Genomic DNA, 16,101 nt, shown 5'->3' on the forward strand with positions numbered 1-16,101 from the left:
GGAGAGACAATCGAGGTTCGCAACCAATGGCACGCAAGTTCTTCGGCACCGATGGCATCCGCGGGCGCACCAATGCCGGTGTGATGACCGCGGCGATCGCGATGCGGGTCGGCCAGGCCGCGGGGCGTCATTTCCTGCGCGGCACGCACCGCCACCGTGTGGTGATCGGCAAGGACACCCGGCTGTCGGGTTACATGCTGGAAAACGCACTGGTCGCCGGGTTCACCTCGGTCGGCATGGACGTGGTGATGACCGGCCCCCTGCCTACCCCCGCCATCGCGCTGCTCACCCGCGAACTGCGCGCCGACGTTGGCGTGATGATCAGCGCCAGCCACAACCCGTACGAGGATAACGGCATCAAGTTGTTCGGTCCCGACGGCTTCAAGCTGTCCGACGAGGACGAACTGGCGATCGAGGCGCTGATCGACGAGGAGCCCGAACTCGCCGACGCGCCGCTGGTGGGTCGCGCCCGCCGCATCGACGATGCCCGCGGCCGCTATATCCACGCGGTCAAGCAGGCGGTGGCGAGCGACATCCGCTTCGACGACCTCAAGATCGTGGTCGATTGCGCGCACGGCGCCGCCTACCAGGTCGCACCCTCGGCGATCTGGGAGTTGGGCGCCAAAGTCATCCCGCTGGGCGTCACGCCCAACGGCATCAACATCAACCGCGACGTCGGCTCCACCTCGCTCGCGGCAATCAAGGCGAGGGTCGTCGAGGAAGGCGCCGACATCGGCATCGCTTTGGACGGCGATGCCGATCGGCTGATCGTGGTCGACGAGAAAGGCCAGACGGTCGACGGCGACCAGATCATGTCGCTGATCGCACTCCGCCTCAAGGACCGCGGCGACCTGCGCGGCGGCGGCGTGGTGGCGACGGTTATGTCCAATCTGGGGCTCGAACGGCATCTCGCGGGGCACGGCCTGACGCTCGAGCGCACCGCGGTGGGCGACCGGCACGTTCTCGAACGGATGCGCGAAGGCGGCTTCAATGTCGGCGGCGAGCAGTCGGGGCACATGATCCTGCTCGATTACGGGACCACCGGCGACGGCACGGTGGCGGCGCTCCGCGTGCTGGCCAGTCTCGTCCGCTCTGGCAAGCGCGCAAGCGAACTGCTGCACCAGTTCGACCCAGTGCCGCAACTTCTCAAGAACGTGCGCTATGCGGGCGGCAAGCCGCTCGACGACGCGCGCGTGAAGTCTGCGATCGCCGAGGCCGAGGCGGAACTCGCCGGCAAGGGCCGCCTCGTCATCCGCCCCTCGGGAACCGAACCGCTGATCCGCGTGATGGCCGAAGGCGACGACGCCGACCAGGTCGAGCGGCTGGTCGATTCGATCTGCGATGCAGTGAAAGAGGCGATCTGATGCTCGAGATGCGCCCCGATTGCGAGAAGTGCGGCACCGACCTTCCGGCCGAGGCGCCCGGCGCGTTCATCTGCAGCTTCGAGTGCACCTTTTGCGCCGAATGCGCCGACGCGCTCGACGACCGGTGCCCCAACTGCGGCGGCGAGCTGATGGACCGGCCGACCCGCGCCAAGGCACTGCACGGGAAATATCCGCCCTCGACCGAGCGGAAGCACTCAGCTTGACGACGACCCCACCCCGCATCCTCGCCATCGCCGGATCCGACAGCTCGGGCGGCGCGGGCATCCAGGCCGACATCAAGACGATCACCATGCTCGGCGGCTATGCGATGACCGCGATCACCGCCGTCACCGCGCAGAACACCGTCGGGGTGCAGGCGATTGCACCGATGAGCGGCGATGTCGTCGCGGAGCAGATCCGTTCGTGCCTGTCCGACATCGGCGCCGACGCGATCAAGATCGGCATGGTCCACGACGTCGAGATCGTCGAAGCGGTCGCCGATACCTTGGCCGACCTGCCCGATGGCGCAAGGGTCGTGCTCGACCCGGTGATGATTGCCACCTCAGGCGCGACGCTGATCGCTGCCGACGCCATCGCCGCGATGAAGGCGCGCCTGTTTCCGCTCGCGACGGTCATCACGCCCAACTTTCCAGAGCTCGAACACTTGGCAGGCCGCGCCTTGCCCGATCGCGACGCGATCGCCGCCGCCGCGATGGCGCTCGCCGACGAATACGGCTGTGCGGTGCTGGCGAAGGGCGGCCACGGCCCAGCGGGTGACGACGACCGCCTGTTCGACTTGCTGATGATGCCGGGCGGCGCTTTCGGCCAGTTCGGCGACCCGCGGATCGAGACGCGGCATACCCACGGCACCGGCTGCACCCTGTCGTCGGCGCTCGCGACCCTGCTTGGGCACGGCCAGCCACTCGACCATTCGGTGCGGATCGCCCGCCGGTTCGTCCGCCGCGCGATCGAGGCCGCGCCTGGCTTCGGCGCGGGCAGCGGCCCGCTCGGCCACCAGGCGGTGCGCGGCTAGGTCTTGATGTTGTAGAAGGCGGTGATGTGGCCCCAGGCCTCTTCCGCGGTCTCGCACCAGCGGAACAGGTCGAGGTCTTCCTTTGAGATCACGCCTTCCTCGGCGAAGGCATCCCAGTCGATCACGCGGGTCCAGAATTCTTTGCCGAACAGCAGGATCGGCATCGGCATGATCTTGCCGGTCTGGATCAGCGTGAGCAGCTCGAAGAATTCGTCGAAGGTGCCGAACCCGCCGGGGAACACCGCGACCGCCTTCGCGCGCAGCAGGAAGTGCATCTTGCGCAGCGCGAAATAGTGGAACTGGAAGCTCAGGTAAGGCGTGACGTAGGGGTTGGGCGCCTGCTCGTGCGGCAGGACGATGTTGAGTCCGATCGATTCAGCGCCCGCGTCGCTCGCACCGCGGTTGGCCGCTTCCATGATTGACGGGCCGCCGCCAGAGGTGACGACGAACTGGCGCTTGCCATCCTCGATCAGCGACTTTTCGCTGGCGAGCCGGGCGAGCTTGTACGCCTCGTCGTAGTACTTCGCCTTCGCCGCGAGCCGCTCAGCGACCGGGCGGTTCTCGTCGGTCGCGTTCTTGAGCAGTGCGTCGACGTGGTCGGGCGAGGGGATGCGCGCCGATCCGTACATCACCAGCGTCGAGCCGACGCCCGCTTCGTCGAGCAGCATCTCGGGCTTCAGGAGCTCGAGCTGGAAACGCACCGGGCGCAGCTCCTGCCGCAGGAGGAAGTCGGTGTCCTGAAACGCCAGGCGATAGGCCGGATGCCGCGTCTGCGGCGTGTCGGGGGTGGCTTTTTCCGAAAAGGCCGCTTCCTGTTCGGCCCGGTAGAACCTGCGACCCTTCAGGTCGCGCTCTTCTGCTTTTGTCATTGCGCTGCCGATAGGCGGGGCCGCGCGCGGGCACAATCGAAATGCGCCTTTGCGCGCATCGTTGCCGGCGCTAAGGCCCCGCCTTTCATACAGCGAAGGACGGTCGCAATGGATCCTCAACTGGCGGTGATCTGCGCGCTGACGTTCGCGATCCAGCTTATCGGCGCGCTCGCATACGCGGCCCGCATCGCCGGAGTGCGGACCGGACGGATCGCGATGTCGTTCGCGCTGTTCAATGTGCTGGTGCTCGTCTCGCGCCTGTCAAACGGATTTCTCGGCCCCTTCCTCGCCAACCGGATCGAGGACGCGCTGGCGCGGGGAACGGGCGAATACCTGCTCGGCGACTTCCGACTCGTGCTCGCCTCGGCCACCGCGGCGACGATTGTCGGCACGCTGATGGTGCCAACCGTCCAGCGCTGGTTCGCAAGCGCGATCGGCCATTTCCAGGAGCATCGCTCGGTCGCGCGCCTGCTGCTTCACGCCTTCGCACGCGGCGGGGTGGGCTATATTCGCCAGACCGCCACGCCTCCGCGCACCGTCCACCTGCGCGACCTGGTCAAGCCGCGCGGCATCCCGCTCAAGGTGATCGTGATGAACGTCGCCGCGCAGGCGCTGCTGACCGTGGGCGTCATCGCCTCGCTCTACGCGGGCTACCTCTATCCCGAATACCGCGTGACCGCTTCGCAGCTGTCGGCGGTGGTCAACGGCCTCGCCACGCTGATGCTGTTCATCCTCATCGACCCGCAGCTGTCGGTGATGACCGACGACGTGGTGGCGGGGAAAGTCGACGAGCCGATGTTCCGCCGCACGATCGTGTGGCTCTCGCTCAGCCGCGTCGCGGGGACGCTGCTCGCGCAATTGCTGTTCGTTCCGGCCGCGCTGCTGGTGGTGTGGGCAGCCCGCGCGTTCTGAGACAGCGCAGGCGGAATTGGATGCCCCGCAAGGATTCGAACCTTGATTGACGGAGTCAGAGTCCGCTCTCTTACCATTAGAGGACGGGGCATCATCATGCGGCGGGCGGCGCACCGCCTCGCGAGGGGGCGCACTTAGTTTCGCATTCGTGCCGGGTCAAGGGCGCGCTTGGTGCGGGCGGGCGCGGTGCGCTTGCCGTTCGCACCAGAGGTCGCTAGCATCGTCGGCAGGTCCTCGCCGCACCGAAACTGACGCGCGGCGAGAGGATGAGAAAGCATTGCATAATGGCGGATTTTTCTCCGCCGGACACGAACAGGAGTACGGGCGGCAGGGCTGATAGCAAACGGGGTAGATCGTCCGGCAAGGTAGCGGATTTTCGCTACAAGGGACCCCGACAGTCCGAATACCCGAGCACGAACCATCCCCGGCCCGCTTGTGCGCCGGAGGGATCGCCCGGTCCATTTGGCGCCTCGGCCGACAAGTCGGTGCGGCGCCAGGCCTATGCCGCGCTCGACCTGGGCACCAACAACTGCCGCCTGCTGATTGCCCGGCCCGAAGGTGAGAATTTCACTGTGATCGACGCTTTCAGCCGGGTCGTGCGACTCGGCGAGGGGCTCGCCGCGAGCGGACGTTTGAGCGACGCGGCGATGGACCGGGCGCTCGGCGCTCTCCACATCTGCGCAGAGAAACTTCGCCGCCGCAATGTGTTCCTCGCCCGCTCGGTCGCGACCGAAGCGTGCCGCCGCGCGGAGAACGGCGAGGCGTTCATCGAGCGGGTGCGCAGCGAGACCGGGATCGCGCTCGACATCATCTCGGCGCAGGAGGAAGCGCGGCTCGCTGTCCTCGGCTGCCACATCCTCCTCGAACAGGGTCATGGTCCGGCGGTGATCTTCGACATAGGCGGGGGATCGACCGAACTCGTGCTGATCGAACCCGGCGAACGCGTACCGCGCATCATCGACTGGGCGAGCGTTCCGTGGGGCGTCGTGTCGCTGACCGACACGGTCGGCAGGGTCGACGATGCGGACCGGGACCAGCGGTTCGCGCGCTATGCCCGGATGCGCCAGGTCGTGTCCGATAGCTTCGCGCCGTTCGCCGATCGGGTGGCGAACGCGTCGCGGGCCGCGGATATCCGCCTGCTCGGCACCAGCGGCACGGTCACGACGCTCGCCAGCCTCCATCTGGAACTGCCGCAATACGACCGGCGCGCGGTCGACGGGCTGATCGTGCCCGCCGGGGCAATGCGCGACATCAGTACCCGCCTGTCTGGCATGGCGCCCGAGGAACGGCGCAGCCTTCCGTGCATCGGCAACGACCGCGCGGACCTTGTGGTGGCGGGCTGCGCGATCCTCGAATCGATACTCGACATCTGGCCCGCCGATCGGCTCGGCGTGGCGGATCGGGGAATTCGCGAAGGCATCCTGCGCAGTCTGATGGCAGGCATGGCGATCCCCGCGAGGACCGGCGCGTGAGCAGGGGGGCCAAAGATCCGGGCAAGCGCGTCAAGACCGCGCGCGGACGTACCGCTTCGTCGAATCGATGGCTGTCGCGCCAGCTCAACGATCCGTACGTCCGGCAGGCCAAGGCCGAAGGTTATCGCAGCCGGGCGGCGTACAAACTGATCGAGCTCGACGAGAAGTTCGGCGTGCTCAAGGGCGCGAAGCGCGTGGTCGACCTGGGAGTCGCACCCGGCGGCTGGACCCAGGTCGTGCGCAAGAAGCGCCCGCAGGCAGCGATCGTCGGGATCGACCTGCTGCCGACCGAACCGATCGAGGGTGCTACCCTGATCGAGATGGATTTCATGGCCGATGCCGCCCCCGCCGCTTTGGTCGAAGCGCTCGGCGGGCCGACCGATCTCGTGCTGTCGGACATGGCCGCCAACACCGTTGGCCACAAGGCGACCGATCACCTGCGGACGATGGGACTGGTCGAGGCGGCGGCATGGTTCGCGGTCGAGAACCTCGAGCCGGGCGGCGCGTTCGTGGCAAAGGTGTTCGCGGGCGGAACCGACGCCGAAATCCTGGCCCTGCTCAAAAAGCATTTCCGCACCGTGAAACACGCCAAGCCACCCGCCAGTCGCAAGGATTCGAGCGAGTGGTACGTGATTGCCCAAGGATTCAAGGGCGACGAAGTGAAAGCCTGACGGAAGCATTCGCAACTGCGGTAGATTTCTGAAACGTCGCATATTTTGCGATGGACGGAGGGAAATAAACCTCTCAACGGGCGTTTGGGATCGAACGTGCGGGAAAGACCGCGTGAACCCCTGGAGTCGCACCCCAAATGCAAGAACGAACGATGTTCGCCTATATCCTCATCGCCTTGATGGTCGCAGCCATCGCGGCGGTGATCGTGTATTACAGGCGCAAGAACGAAGACGAGCGCCGCATTCGACGCGGCGGACAACCGCGGCGCTCGCGCCGCTGAATTTGTCGAATGAAGGGCGAACCGGCGCCGAAACGCCGGTTCCGCCTGTTATTGCTTCGGAGCGTCGCCAACCGGATCGGCAACGGCGCCTGCCGCTTCGGCGCCGGCTTCGGTCGCCGGACCGGGCGCCGCGCTCGGATCGCCCGCAGCCGCGGCTTCCGCGCCCTCGGCCGCCGGTGCCACCGCTTCGGGCGTCGGCAAGGCGGGTCCGCCGCCCTGCTGCTTCATGTAAAGAATGATGTTCGCGCGGTCCTGACCGTTCGACAGGCCGGCGAAGCTCATCTTGGTGCCGGCGGCGAACGCCTTCGGGCTCTTCAGCCAGACATCGAGATTCTCGTAGGTCCAGTCACCGCCATGGCCTGAAAGGTCGGCGCTGTAGGCGAATCCGGCGGCGTGCTTGCCGACCGGCTTGCCGATTACGCCGAATAGATTCGGACCCTGCTTTGCAGCGCCGCCCTGGTCGAAGGTGTGGCAGGTGCCGCAACGGCCCTGCGCGGCCTTTTCGCCCGCCGCCACATCGCCCGAAGCGAGCAGCGCGGCGAGGCCCGGACCTTCGTCCGCGCCGCCTTCGCCTTCCTCGACGACACCCTCGATCGGGTAGCCCATTTCGTGCGGGCGGTGGGGCTTGTCGGCCGAGAAGTACTTGGCGCTTACGCTCGACAGGCCGAGCGCGACGATGCCGGAGAAAAGGACCCAGCCGGCGGCGGTATTGAAACGGTCGTCCATGCGTGCAGTAATCCGCGATGAAGTTGAACTTGCGGGTTTGCGCCGCGCTCTAGTCAGGCGACCCCGGCAGCGCAAGGGGCGGATGCGGGTTGCCGACCGAATGTCCCACCGCTACGCGCACCTCCCAGATGAGCAGCTTTCCCGCCCCCGCCCGCGAAATGGTCGCGGCCATGCAGGCCTCCGCCGAAGCGGACCCGCTGCGCGCGGTCGCATTCGCTGGGGCGCCGGGGGCCAATTCGCACCGCGCCGCGATGGAGATGGTGCCCGAAGGCCTGCCGCTGCCCTGCTATTCGTTCGAGGACGCGATCGACGCGGTGAAGGCGGGCCGCGCGGGCTGTGCGGCGATTCCGATCGAGAACAGCCAGCACGGACGCGTTGCGGACATCCATTTCCTGTTGCCCGAAAGCGGCCTCAAGATCGTTGCCGAGCACTTCCTGCGGATCAACCATGCTCTGATGGCAACCGGTCCCGGACCGTTCGAGGCGGCCTACAGCCACCCGCAGGCGCTTGGCCAGTCGCGCCACTTCCTGCGCGAGCGCGGTATCGTGCCGCTGGCCTATGCCGACACGGCTGCGGCCGCGGCGCATGTCGCAGAGCGCGCCGAGCCGACGATCGCCGCGATCGCCCCGCCGCTCGCTGCCGATCTCTACGGACTGACGATCCTCGAGAACGACGTCGAGGATGCTGCCGACAACACCACGCGATTCCTGCTGCTGGCCCCCGAAGCACTCGAGCCTTCGGTCGTCGCGACCGCCGCGATGACCACTTTCGTGTTCGAAGTGAAGAACGTGCCCGCCGCGCTCTACAAGGCGCTGGGCGGCTTCGCGACCAACGGCGTCAACATGACCAAGCTGGAGAGCTACCAGGTCGGCGCGAGCTTTTCCGCGACCATGTTCTATGCCGACATCATCGGCGCCCCGGGCGATCCGGCGGTCGACCGTGCGCTCGAGGAACTTGCCTTTCACTGCAAGGAATTGCGGATGCTGGGAACGTACCCCCAGGAACGCCCCAGAGGATAGCGTGCGCACGGTTGGTTGCGCGGCAAGGGATCGCGTGTCACCACGGGTTTCGTGACGACGGGCGCAGGGGACATCAGGGACGCGGGCGACGCGTGGCGATCGGTCCGCGCCGACGACGCGATCCAATTCGCGCCGCTCGATACTCCGCCACCGCCGCCACCCAAGCCGCCCGGCTGGCTCGACGCGTTCCTCCGCTGGCTGGGCGAACTGCTGGAACCGCTGGGTCGGGCGCTCGGGATGAGCTGGCCGGTCTTCAAGTGGGTCCTTCTTGCGATCGGCGTGGCTGCCGTCGCTTTCCTGCTGTGGCGGATGCTCGCACCCGCGCTAGGCTGGCGCATCAGGCGCGCACCCGCGACCGAAGTGGACGAGGGCTGGATGCCGGACACCGGTGCCGCGATCGCCCTGCTCGAGGATGCCGACCGGCTCGCCGCCGAGGGCCGCTTCGACGAGGCGACCCACCTCCTGCTCCAGCGCAGCGTCGGCCAGATTGCCGCCGCCCGCCCCGGCCTGGTCGAACCGGCAACGACCGCGCGCGAACTGTCGGTGCTGACCGCACTTCCCGACGAAGCGCGGACTGCGTTTTCCACGATCGCGGGGCGGGTCGAGCGCAGCCTCTTCGCGCTGCGCGCGCTCGGCGCGGACGACTGGCAGGCGGCGCGCGAGGCCTACTCGGCATTCGCGCTCGCCCCGCTGGCGCGGCGCGGGGCATGAGCGGGGCGTTCAATCCTCGGGCGGTGCTGGGCGTCCTCGTGTTCGGCGCCATCGCGTTCTTCGCGATGCTGTGGTTCATCGGCCAGGGCGACACCGGACGCGGCCCCGACAATGGGGAAGCGCACGCCGCCGGGCACGGGCTTGCCGGATACGCCGCGCTCGCCGACCTGCTCGAGGCGCAGGGCTACGAGGTATCGCTCGCGCGCAATCGCGCGCGGCTCGACGACGAGGCGCTGCTCGTCCTGACCCCGACGATGTGGACCGACGGCGACGATCTCGCCGAAGTGATCGAGCAGCGCCGCTATGTCGGCCCGACGCTGGTGATTCTCCCCAAGTGGTTCGCGTACGAGTTGCCTGGCAACACCAAGGGCACCAAGAAGGGCTGGGTCCGGCTTGTCGCCGCCAACAAGCCGGGTTTTGCCGCCGAGCTGGAGAACGAGCTCTCCATGACGACCGAGATGGGCAAACTCGACGGGTCCGGCCCCGACTGGCAGGGCCTCGGCCTGTCGGGCGCGCTGCCTTCGCGCGGCGAAGTACTGGCACTCGACGGTGGGCCGTGGGTCAGCCTGGTGCGCGACAGCAAGGGCCGCGACCTGGTCGCCTTCGCCGACGACGGCGGATGCTATGCCGACCTCGAGATCGCCGCGAACGTCGAGCCGCTGGGCGAGGACGAGTGCGAGAGCAAGTGGGCGGTCACCACCGTGTTCGAGCCCGACCTCGTCAACAACTGGGGCATGGCCGACCGCAATCGGGCGCAGCTCGCGGCACAGATCGTCGCGCTAGCGGGCGAGGATGCGGGTTATCCGATCGTGTTCGACCTGACTCTGGCGGGCATCGGCGGACAGCGCAACCTGCTCACCCTTGCCTTCGCGCCGCCCTTCCTCGCCGCGACGCTGTGCCTGATCCTGGCGCTGTGCGTGGTCGCCTGGCGCGGCTTCGGGCGCTTCGGCCCGCCACTCGCGGAAGCGCGCGGGATCGCCTTCGGAAAAACCCAGCTCGCAACCAACTCCGCCGGCTTCCTGCGGCGGAGCGGGCGACTGCATCTGCTGGGGCCGCCCTATGCCGCGCACATCGCCCGGCGTCTTGCCGCGACCTTCGGGCTGCGCAGCCCCGATCCGGCCGCGATCGACGCCGCGCTCGCCCGCCGCGCACCCGGCGAACCGCCTTTCTCCGTGCTCGCTGCCCGACTCGAAGGCGCGCGCGGGCCATCCGAAACCCTGCGCGCCGCGCACGCCCTCCATTCCCTCGAAAGGACCGCCAGACGATGACCATGACCCTCGACGAAGTCCGCGCCCTGGCCACGGCGATCCGCGGCGAGGTCGGCAAGGCGATCGTCGGGCAGGACGCCATCGTCGATCATCTGCTGGTGGCGCTGCTCGCCGAAGGGCACGTCCTGCTCGAAGGACCGCCGGGCACCGCCAAGACTTTCCTCGCCCAGTGCTTCGCCTGCGCGCTCGGCCTCGATTTCGGGCGCATCCAGTTCACGCCGGACCTGCTGCCGGGCGATATCCTGGGGTCGAACCTGTTCAACTTCCAGACGAGCCAGTTCACCCTCACCCGCGGGCCGATCTTCTGCGACCTGCTCCTCGCCGACGAAATCAACCGCACCCCGCCCAAGACGCAGGCGGCGCTACTGGAGGCGATGCAGGAGCGGAAAGTGACGCTCGACGGCGAGACCCACGCGCTGCCGCCGAGCTTCATGGTCGTCGCCACGCAGAACCCGATCGAGAGCCAAGGCGTGTACCCGCTGCCCGAGGCGCAGCTCGACCGGTTCCTGTTCAAGCTGCTGGTGCCCTACCCTTCGCCCGAGGAGGAGACCGCGATCGTGACCCGCTTCGGCCAGCGGCAAGGGCCGCCGCGCCCGGCCGACTTCGGCATCGCGCACGTCGCAGACGCGGGCAAGCTCGCCGACGCAAGCGCTGCACTGAGCCAGGTCACCGTGGCCGAGGGGATCGTCGATTACGTCGTGCGGCTCGTGCGCGGCACACGCGAGACGGCCGACCTGTCGAGCGGCGCGTCGCCCCGCGCGGCGGTCGCGCTTGCCAATGCCGCGCGCGCCCGCGCCGCGCTGGAGGGCCGCGACTACGTGATCCCCGACGACGTGAAGGCACTCGCCACGGCGGTGCTGCGCCACCGCCTCATGCTCAGCCCCGCGGCGGAGATCGAGGGGCGTCTGGTCGAGGATCTCGTCGCCGAACTGGTCGAACGGACCGAGGCGCCTCGGTAACCGCCTGACATGATCCTTCCCACCGCCCGCACTGCCTGGCTCGCGGCGCTCGCCGCGCCGGTGGCGCTCGTGATCGCCGCGGCGGTCCCGGCGGCGTGGGCCATCGCGCCGATTGCGGCACTGGGGCTGATCGTACTGGTCGCGGTCGACGCCCTGCTCGCAGGAAGGCTTGCCGACTGGCGCGTGACGGCTCCGCCCGACGCCGAAGTGGGAGAAGCGCTGACCCTGCGCGTCATGGCCGACATTGCCGGACGCGCGCCGGGGGGAGACGTCAGCGCGAGCGTCGCGGTCGATCCCCGCCTCGCGGCGTCGGGCCGCGCGGAGTTGTCGCTCGCGCCCAATGCGGGGGCATGGAGTGGCGAGACGACGCTCACCCCCAATCGCCGGGGCACAGCCGCGCTGACGCAGGTCTGGCTGCGCTGGACCGGACCGCTCGGCCTCGGCGCGCGGCAGGTCTCGCACCCGATGGATCAGGCGATCCGCGTGTGGCCCGACCTCTCTCCGGTGCGCAGCCCCGCGCTCCAGCATTTCCTGCGCGATGCGGCGTTCGGGATCGTCGCCCGGCGCATCCGCGGCGAAGGCACGCAGTTCGAATCGCTCGCCGAATACCAACCCGGGATGGACCGGCGACGGATCGACTGGAAGACGTCGGGCCGCCACACCCGCCTGTTCGCGCGCGAGAACGAGGCCGAGCGCAACAACCAGATCGTGTTCGCCTTCGATTGCGGGCAAGCTATGTGCGAGCCAGTGGGCGGGTCGGGGGACGAAAAGGACTCGGGATTGCCGCGGATCGACCGCGCGGTCTCCGCCGCGCTCACTGCTGCGTGGGTGGCGATCAAGGGCGGCGACCGGGTGAGCCTATTCGGCTTCGCCCGCCGCCCGACCGTCTCGACCCCGTTCTACGGTGAAACGCGCGCCTTCCATCGCTTGCAATCGGCCGCCGCCGGGCTCGACTACCACGCCGAGGAACCGAACTTCACGCTTGCGCTCGCGACCTTGTCGTCCCGGCTCAAGCGGCGCAGCCTGATCGTGCTGTTCTCGGATTTCACCGACCCGACCAGCGCGGAACTGATGGTCGAGAGCCTTGGCCGGCTGGTCGAGCGGCACCTCGTGCTGTTCGTCACGATCGAGGATACCGAGCTCGGCGCGCTGCAGGATGCCGAGCCCGACAGCATCGACACGCTGGCCACGGCGGTGGCCGCTGACACCCTCTCCCGCCAGCGCGCGGTCGTGCTCCAGCGGCTTCGTCAGCTCGGAATCGAGGTGATCGAGGCCCCGTGGGAGGCGATCGGCTACAAGCTGATCGACCGCTATCTCGAAGTGAAGCGCAAGGGAGGCATCGGATGAGTGCGGTTCTCGCCGATACCGCGATCGAGGCGGCGGCTTTGCGATCCGACCGCTTCCGCCTTGCGCGCGAGGGCGACTGGCAGCGGCTCGAGAGCATCGTCACTGCGATGGAAAAGGGTCGCCTGCGCAAGGTGTCCGACGAGGACGTTCTCGCCCTTCCCGCGCTCTACCGGACCGCCGCATCGAGCCTGTCGGTCGCGCGCGACACCTCGCTCGACGCGGCGACCCATGCCTATCTCGAAAGCCTCGTCCAGCGGGCGTGGTACCAGGTCTACCGGCCGCGGCAGGGTTTCGCCCGATGGTTCGCAGGCTTTCTCGGCGGCGGGTTGAGCGCGGCGGTGCGAGGAATCTGGCTCGACGTCTGCATCGCGCTGGCGGTGATGATCGCCGGCGCGGTGTCAGGATGGCTGCTCGTGAGCGGCGACGAAGAATGGTACTGGACGCTCGTCCCTAGCCAGTTCGCCGACACCCGCGTGCCCGGTGCGAGCCGCGAGGTGCTGCTCAAGGCGCTCAGCACCGAGGACACTGCCGCGGGCCTCACCGGATTTGCCGCCTACCTGTTCCAGAACAATGCGGGCGTCTCGATCCTCGCGTTCGCGCTGGGCTTCGCGTTCGGCATTCCTACGCTGATGCTGCTGCTCAAGGAGATGGCCACGCTCGGCGCGATGGTGTGGCTGTTCTCGACGCAAGGCCTGACGCTGGATTTCATCGGCTGGCTCTCGGTCCACGGCACGACCGAGCTGTTCGCAATTCTGCTCGCGGGCGCGGCGGGCCTGCACGTGGGCCGCGCGATGGCGTTTCCCGGCGACCGGTCGATCCTTGCGGCGACCACCGAGGCGGGGCGAAGAGCTGCGACCGTCATGGCGGGCGTGGTGCTGATGCTCGTCGTCGCCGCACTGCTCGAGGCGTTCCCGCGCCAGCTCGTCGGGCAGACGTGGGAGCGGCTGCTGATCGGCGGGTCGATGCTGGCCTTCTGGCTCGCCTATTTCTTCGCCTTCCGCAGGCAGCCGTCGGGGTCGCTCCGGTGAGCGGCGCGGTCCTGCCGTTCGACGCCAAGCGGCGGCGCACGATCGTAACGCCCGAGGGGATCGAGCTGCCCTTCGTGATCGCCACGCGCGGCGCGCGGCTGGGCGCGCTGATGCTCGATTACCTGTTCCTGCTCCTGGGATCGGTCGGCGTGACGCTGCTGATCGCCCAGGTCGCGGGCGGCCTCGACGTCATCGGGAACGACCAGGCGGGCAGCGCGAGCGAGTTCCTCCAGGTCGTCTGGATGCTGTTCTGGTTCATCGCGTGGAACGGCTATTTCATGGCCTTCGAATTGTCGCCGCGGGGTGCGACGCCGGGCAAGCGCATCGTCGGCATCCGCGTCGCCGCGCGTCCGACCGAGCGTGGCGGCTCCGGTCGCCTGACCGCCGAAGCCGTTATCGCGCGCAACCTGCTGCGCGACATCGAACTGTTCCTGCCGCTGATCTTCCTGCTCGTAGCCCCCACGGGAGAGGCGGGATCGGCCGGGATCGCCGGGCTCGCATGGTTCCTCGTCTTCGCGTTCTTTCCGTTCTTCAACCGCGATGCGCTACGCGCGGGCGATCTCGTCGCGGGCACCTGGGTGGTCGAGATGCCGCGCACCAAGCTTGCGCAGGTCCTGTCGACCGAGGGCGCCGCGCGCGGGGCCAGCACGGTAACGGGGGCGACCTATCGCTTCAGCGAGACGGAACTCGCGATCTATGGGGAGTACGAACTGCAGACCCTCGAACGCGTTCTGCGCGACGATCGCGCCGAGGCGATCCAGTCGGTCCACGAGGCGATCTGCCGCAAGATCGGCTGGAACCCCGGCGCGGGCGACGAGCGGGCCTTCCTCGAAGCCTATTACGCCCAGCTCCGCGCGCGGCTCGAAGGCGGGATGCGGTTCGGCAAGCGCAAGGCGGACAAGTACGCGTCATGACCTACTCGATTCGCTCGGACGACCTGACCCGCTCGGACGTCTTGGCGCTGCTCCAGTTCCACCTCGACGAGATGCATCGCTGGTCGCCCGCCTGCAAGGTTCACGCGATGCCGGCCGAGCGCCTGCGCGCGCCCGATGTGGCGTTCTATTCGGCGTGGGACGGCGACACGCTCACAGCAGTCGGCGCGCTCAAGGACCTCGGCGACGGGCGCGGCGAGCTCAAGTCGATGCGCGCGGCACCGGCCTGGCGCGGCAAGGGCGCGGGCCGCGCCATGCTCGACCATCTCATGGAGCAGGCAAAGGGGCGCGGCATGACCTGGCTCGGCCTCGAGACCGGGCGCCCGGCCGAATTCGCCGCGGCGCGGGCGCTGTATGCCGCCAATGGCTTCACCGAATGCCCGGCCTTCGGGGACTACGTCTCGGACGACTTCAGCCTTTGCATGAGCCGCAACCTCTAGGGGTCACGCCCTACTCGTCGGCAAAGATCGCGACTTCGCTCAGGCCTTCGGCGGTGGCGCGGCCGCGGTACATCCCCGGGGTGTTCATCGCGAACACCGGCACGCCGGTGGGGCTGACGACGATGACTCCACCGTCTCCGCCAAGCTCACCCACCTCCGCAATCACGCCGTCGACGATGCCCTGCAGCACTTGCGTTGTGAGCGGCACGGTCTGGGTGTCGTTACCATCGAACTCGGAGAGCGTGAGCTGGCGCGCGGCGCGGACGCGCTCGCAGATCGTGTGCGCCACGGCCACGCGGATGAAGTATTCGCCCGATCCGGTCGCGCTCACCGCGCAGGCCTTGTTGTCGGCATAGGTGCCCGCCCCGATCACCGGGCTGTCGCCGATGCGGCCCCAGCGCTTGCCGGTCATCCCGCCGGTCGACGTTCCGGCGGCGAGGTGGCCGCCGTTGTCGCGCGCGACCGCACCGACGGTGCCATACTTGAATTCGACGTCGAGCGCCGAGAGGTTCTTCGCCTTTAATTCCTCGAGCTGCTTGCGGCGATGCTCGGTCGCGAACCATTCGTTGGGGACGATTTCGAGCCCCTTCTCGCCCGCGAACTGCTCGGCCCCCTTGCCCGAGAGCATGACGTGGCGCCCGTCGTCCATCACCGCCTTCGCCAGCAGGATCGGATGACGCACCGTGTGGACGCCCGCAACAGCCCCTGCCTTGCGCCCGGAGCCGTCCATGATCGAGGCATCGAGTTCGTTGATGCCGTCCCACGTGAACACCGCGCCGCGCCCCGCGTTGAACTTGGGGTCGTCCTCGAGCAGCGTGATCGCGGCGGTGACTGCGTCGACCGAGGAGCCGCCTGCCTTAAGCACCTTGGCCCCGGCATCGAGCGCGGCCTGCAGCGCCGCCTTGTATTCGGCCTGCTGTGCCGGGGTCATCCGCGCGCGTTCGAGCACGCCCGCGCCGCCGTGGATCGCGAAGCTCCAGGTCTGGGGCACGGCGTCCTCCTTGGCGAAAGCGGGGGTGGCTGAGACGATGGCGAGGCCGATCAGGGCCGTCAGGAACGAGCGCATTGT

General features: G+C 68.4%; 18 protein-coding genes and 1 tRNA gene. 15 read left to right on the top strand and 4 right to left on the bottom strand.

What is annotated here, in order from left to right; all coding sequences use genetic code 11:
* Positions 1-26: 26 nt before the first annotated feature.
* Genes glmM through thiD form a run of 3 tightly spaced genes read left to right on the top strand, consistent with a single transcriptional unit; the run spans position 27 to position 2,397 of the window.
* Complete coding sequence (gene glmM, locus ACWPMX_RS10770) at positions 27-1,364, top strand: phosphoglucosamine mutase (RefSeq protein ID WP_455700005.1); 1,338 nt, start codon at positions 27-29, stop codon at positions 1,362-1,364.
* Positions 1,364-1,588, top strand: coding sequence for a DUF1272 domain-containing protein (locus tag ACWPMX_RS10775; RefSeq protein ID WP_455700006.1), 225 nt, complete (start codon positions 1,364-1,366; stop codon positions 1,586-1,588). The genes glmM and ACWPMX_RS10775 overlap by 1 nt, the downstream gene beginning before the upstream one ends.
* Complete coding sequence (gene thiD / locus ACWPMX_RS10780) at positions 1,585-2,397, top strand: bifunctional hydroxymethylpyrimidine kinase/phosphomethylpyrimidine kinase (RefSeq protein WP_455700007.1); 813 nt, start codon at positions 1,585-1,587, stop codon at positions 2,395-2,397. The genes ACWPMX_RS10775 and thiD overlap by 4 nt, the downstream gene beginning before the upstream one ends.
* Here thiD and ACWPMX_RS10785 read toward each other — a convergent pair.
* Positions 2,394-3,266: an LOG family protein gene (locus ACWPMX_RS10785; RefSeq protein WP_455700008.1), complete on the bottom strand. Its 873-nt coding sequence runs from the start codon at positions 3,264-3,266 to the stop codon at positions 2,394-2,396. The two genes, thiD and ACWPMX_RS10785, sit on opposite strands and share 4 nt — an antisense overlap.
* A 108-nt stretch (positions 3,267-3,374) precedes the next feature.
* Between ACWPMX_RS10785 and ACWPMX_RS10790 the strand changes: the two genes are divergently transcribed.
* On the top strand, positions 3,375-4,178 hold the full coding sequence (locus ACWPMX_RS10790) for a lipid II flippase Amj family protein (RefSeq protein ID WP_455700009.1): 804 nt from the start codon (positions 3,375-3,377) through the stop codon (positions 4,176-4,178).
* A gap of 17 nt (positions 4,179-4,195) precedes the next feature.
* Here the strand turns inward: ACWPMX_RS10790 and ACWPMX_RS10795 are convergent.
* Positions 4,196-4,269 (bottom strand) — tRNA-Gln (locus tag ACWPMX_RS10795).
* Positions 4,270-4,462: 193 nt separating this feature from the next.
* Between ACWPMX_RS10795 and ACWPMX_RS10800 the strand changes: the two genes are divergently transcribed.
* From ACWPMX_RS10800 to ACWPMX_RS10810, 3 genes are all read left to right on the top strand, one after another.
* The gene (locus tag ACWPMX_RS10800; RefSeq protein ID WP_455700010.1) at positions 4,463-5,650 is read left to right on the top strand and encodes a Ppx/GppA phosphatase family protein; all 1,188 of its coding nucleotides are present in this window, start codon (positions 4,463-4,465) and stop codon (positions 5,648-5,650) included.
* On the top strand, positions 5,647-6,321 hold the full coding sequence (locus ACWPMX_RS10805) for an RlmE family RNA methyltransferase (protein WP_455700011.1): 675 nt from the start codon (positions 5,647-5,649) through the stop codon (positions 6,319-6,321). The genes ACWPMX_RS10800 and ACWPMX_RS10805 overlap by 4 nt, the downstream gene beginning before the upstream one ends.
* 152 nt (positions 6,322-6,473) lie before the next feature.
* On the top strand, positions 6,474-6,602 hold the full coding sequence (locus tag ACWPMX_RS10810) for a hypothetical protein (RefSeq protein WP_455700012.1): 129 nt from the start codon (positions 6,474-6,476) through the stop codon (positions 6,600-6,602).
* A gap of 48 nt (positions 6,603-6,650) precedes the next feature.
* Here the strand turns inward: ACWPMX_RS10810 and ACWPMX_RS10815 are convergent, their stop codons facing one another.
* Entirely contained in the window at positions 6,651-7,328 is a 678-nt protein-coding gene (locus tag ACWPMX_RS10815; protein WP_455700013.1) for a c-type cytochrome, read from the bottom strand.
* Positions 7,329-7,456: 128 nt separating this feature from the next.
* Between ACWPMX_RS10815 and ACWPMX_RS10820 the strand changes: the two genes are divergently transcribed.
* The 8 genes from ACWPMX_RS10820 to ACWPMX_RS10855 are packed head-to-tail and all read left to right on the top strand — an operon-like array spanning position 7,457 to position 15,032.
* Positions 7,457-8,347, top strand: coding sequence for a prephenate dehydratase (locus ACWPMX_RS10820; protein ID WP_455700014.1), 891 nt, complete (start codon positions 7,457-7,459; stop codon positions 8,345-8,347).
* A gap of 15 nt (positions 8,348-8,362) precedes the next feature.
* Complete coding sequence (locus tag ACWPMX_RS10825) at positions 8,363-9,058, top strand: hypothetical protein (RefSeq protein ID WP_455700015.1); 696 nt, start codon at positions 8,363-8,365, stop codon at positions 9,056-9,058.
* Positions 9,055-10,326, top strand: coding sequence for a DUF4350 domain-containing protein (locus tag ACWPMX_RS10830; protein ID WP_455700016.1), 1,272 nt, complete (start codon positions 9,055-9,057; stop codon positions 10,324-10,326). Before ACWPMX_RS10825 ends, ACWPMX_RS10830 begins: the two co-directional genes overlap by 4 nt.
* 2 nt (positions 10,327-10,328) lie before the next feature.
* Positions 10,329-11,285, top strand: a complete 957-nt coding sequence (locus tag ACWPMX_RS10835; RefSeq protein ID WP_455700769.1) for an AAA family ATPase — start codon at positions 10,329-10,331, stop codon at positions 11,283-11,285.
* Positions 11,286-11,294: 9 nt separating this feature from the next.
* A complete protein-coding gene (locus tag ACWPMX_RS10840; protein WP_455700017.1) occupies positions 11,295-12,632 on the top strand; it encodes a DUF58 domain-containing protein in 1,338 nt (445 codons plus the stop codon).
* Positions 12,629-13,660 (top strand): stage II sporulation protein M, encoded by a 1,032-nt coding sequence (locus tag ACWPMX_RS10845; protein ID WP_455700018.1) that lies wholly within the window; start codon positions 12,629-12,631, stop codon positions 13,658-13,660. Before ACWPMX_RS10840 ends, ACWPMX_RS10845 begins: the two co-directional genes overlap by 4 nt.
* Positions 13,657-14,574, top strand: a complete 918-nt coding sequence (locus ACWPMX_RS10850; protein WP_455700019.1) for an RDD family protein — start codon at positions 13,657-13,659, stop codon at positions 14,572-14,574. The genes ACWPMX_RS10845 and ACWPMX_RS10850 overlap by 4 nt, the downstream gene beginning before the upstream one ends.
* A complete protein-coding gene (locus ACWPMX_RS10855) occupies positions 14,571-15,032 on the top strand; it encodes a GNAT family N-acetyltransferase (RefSeq protein WP_455700020.1) in 462 nt (153 codons plus the stop codon). The genes ACWPMX_RS10850 and ACWPMX_RS10855 overlap by 4 nt, the downstream gene beginning before the upstream one ends.
* Before the next feature lie 10 nt (positions 15,033-15,042).
* Here ACWPMX_RS10855 and ACWPMX_RS10860 read toward each other — a convergent pair whose 3' ends face one another.
* Entirely contained in the window at positions 15,043-16,098 is a 1,056-nt protein-coding gene (locus tag ACWPMX_RS10860; protein ID WP_455700021.1) for an isoaspartyl peptidase/L-asparaginase family protein, read from the bottom strand.
* Positions 16,099-16,101: the final 3 nt, after the last annotated feature.

Source organism: Tsuneonella sp. HG094, assembly GCF_053819285.1.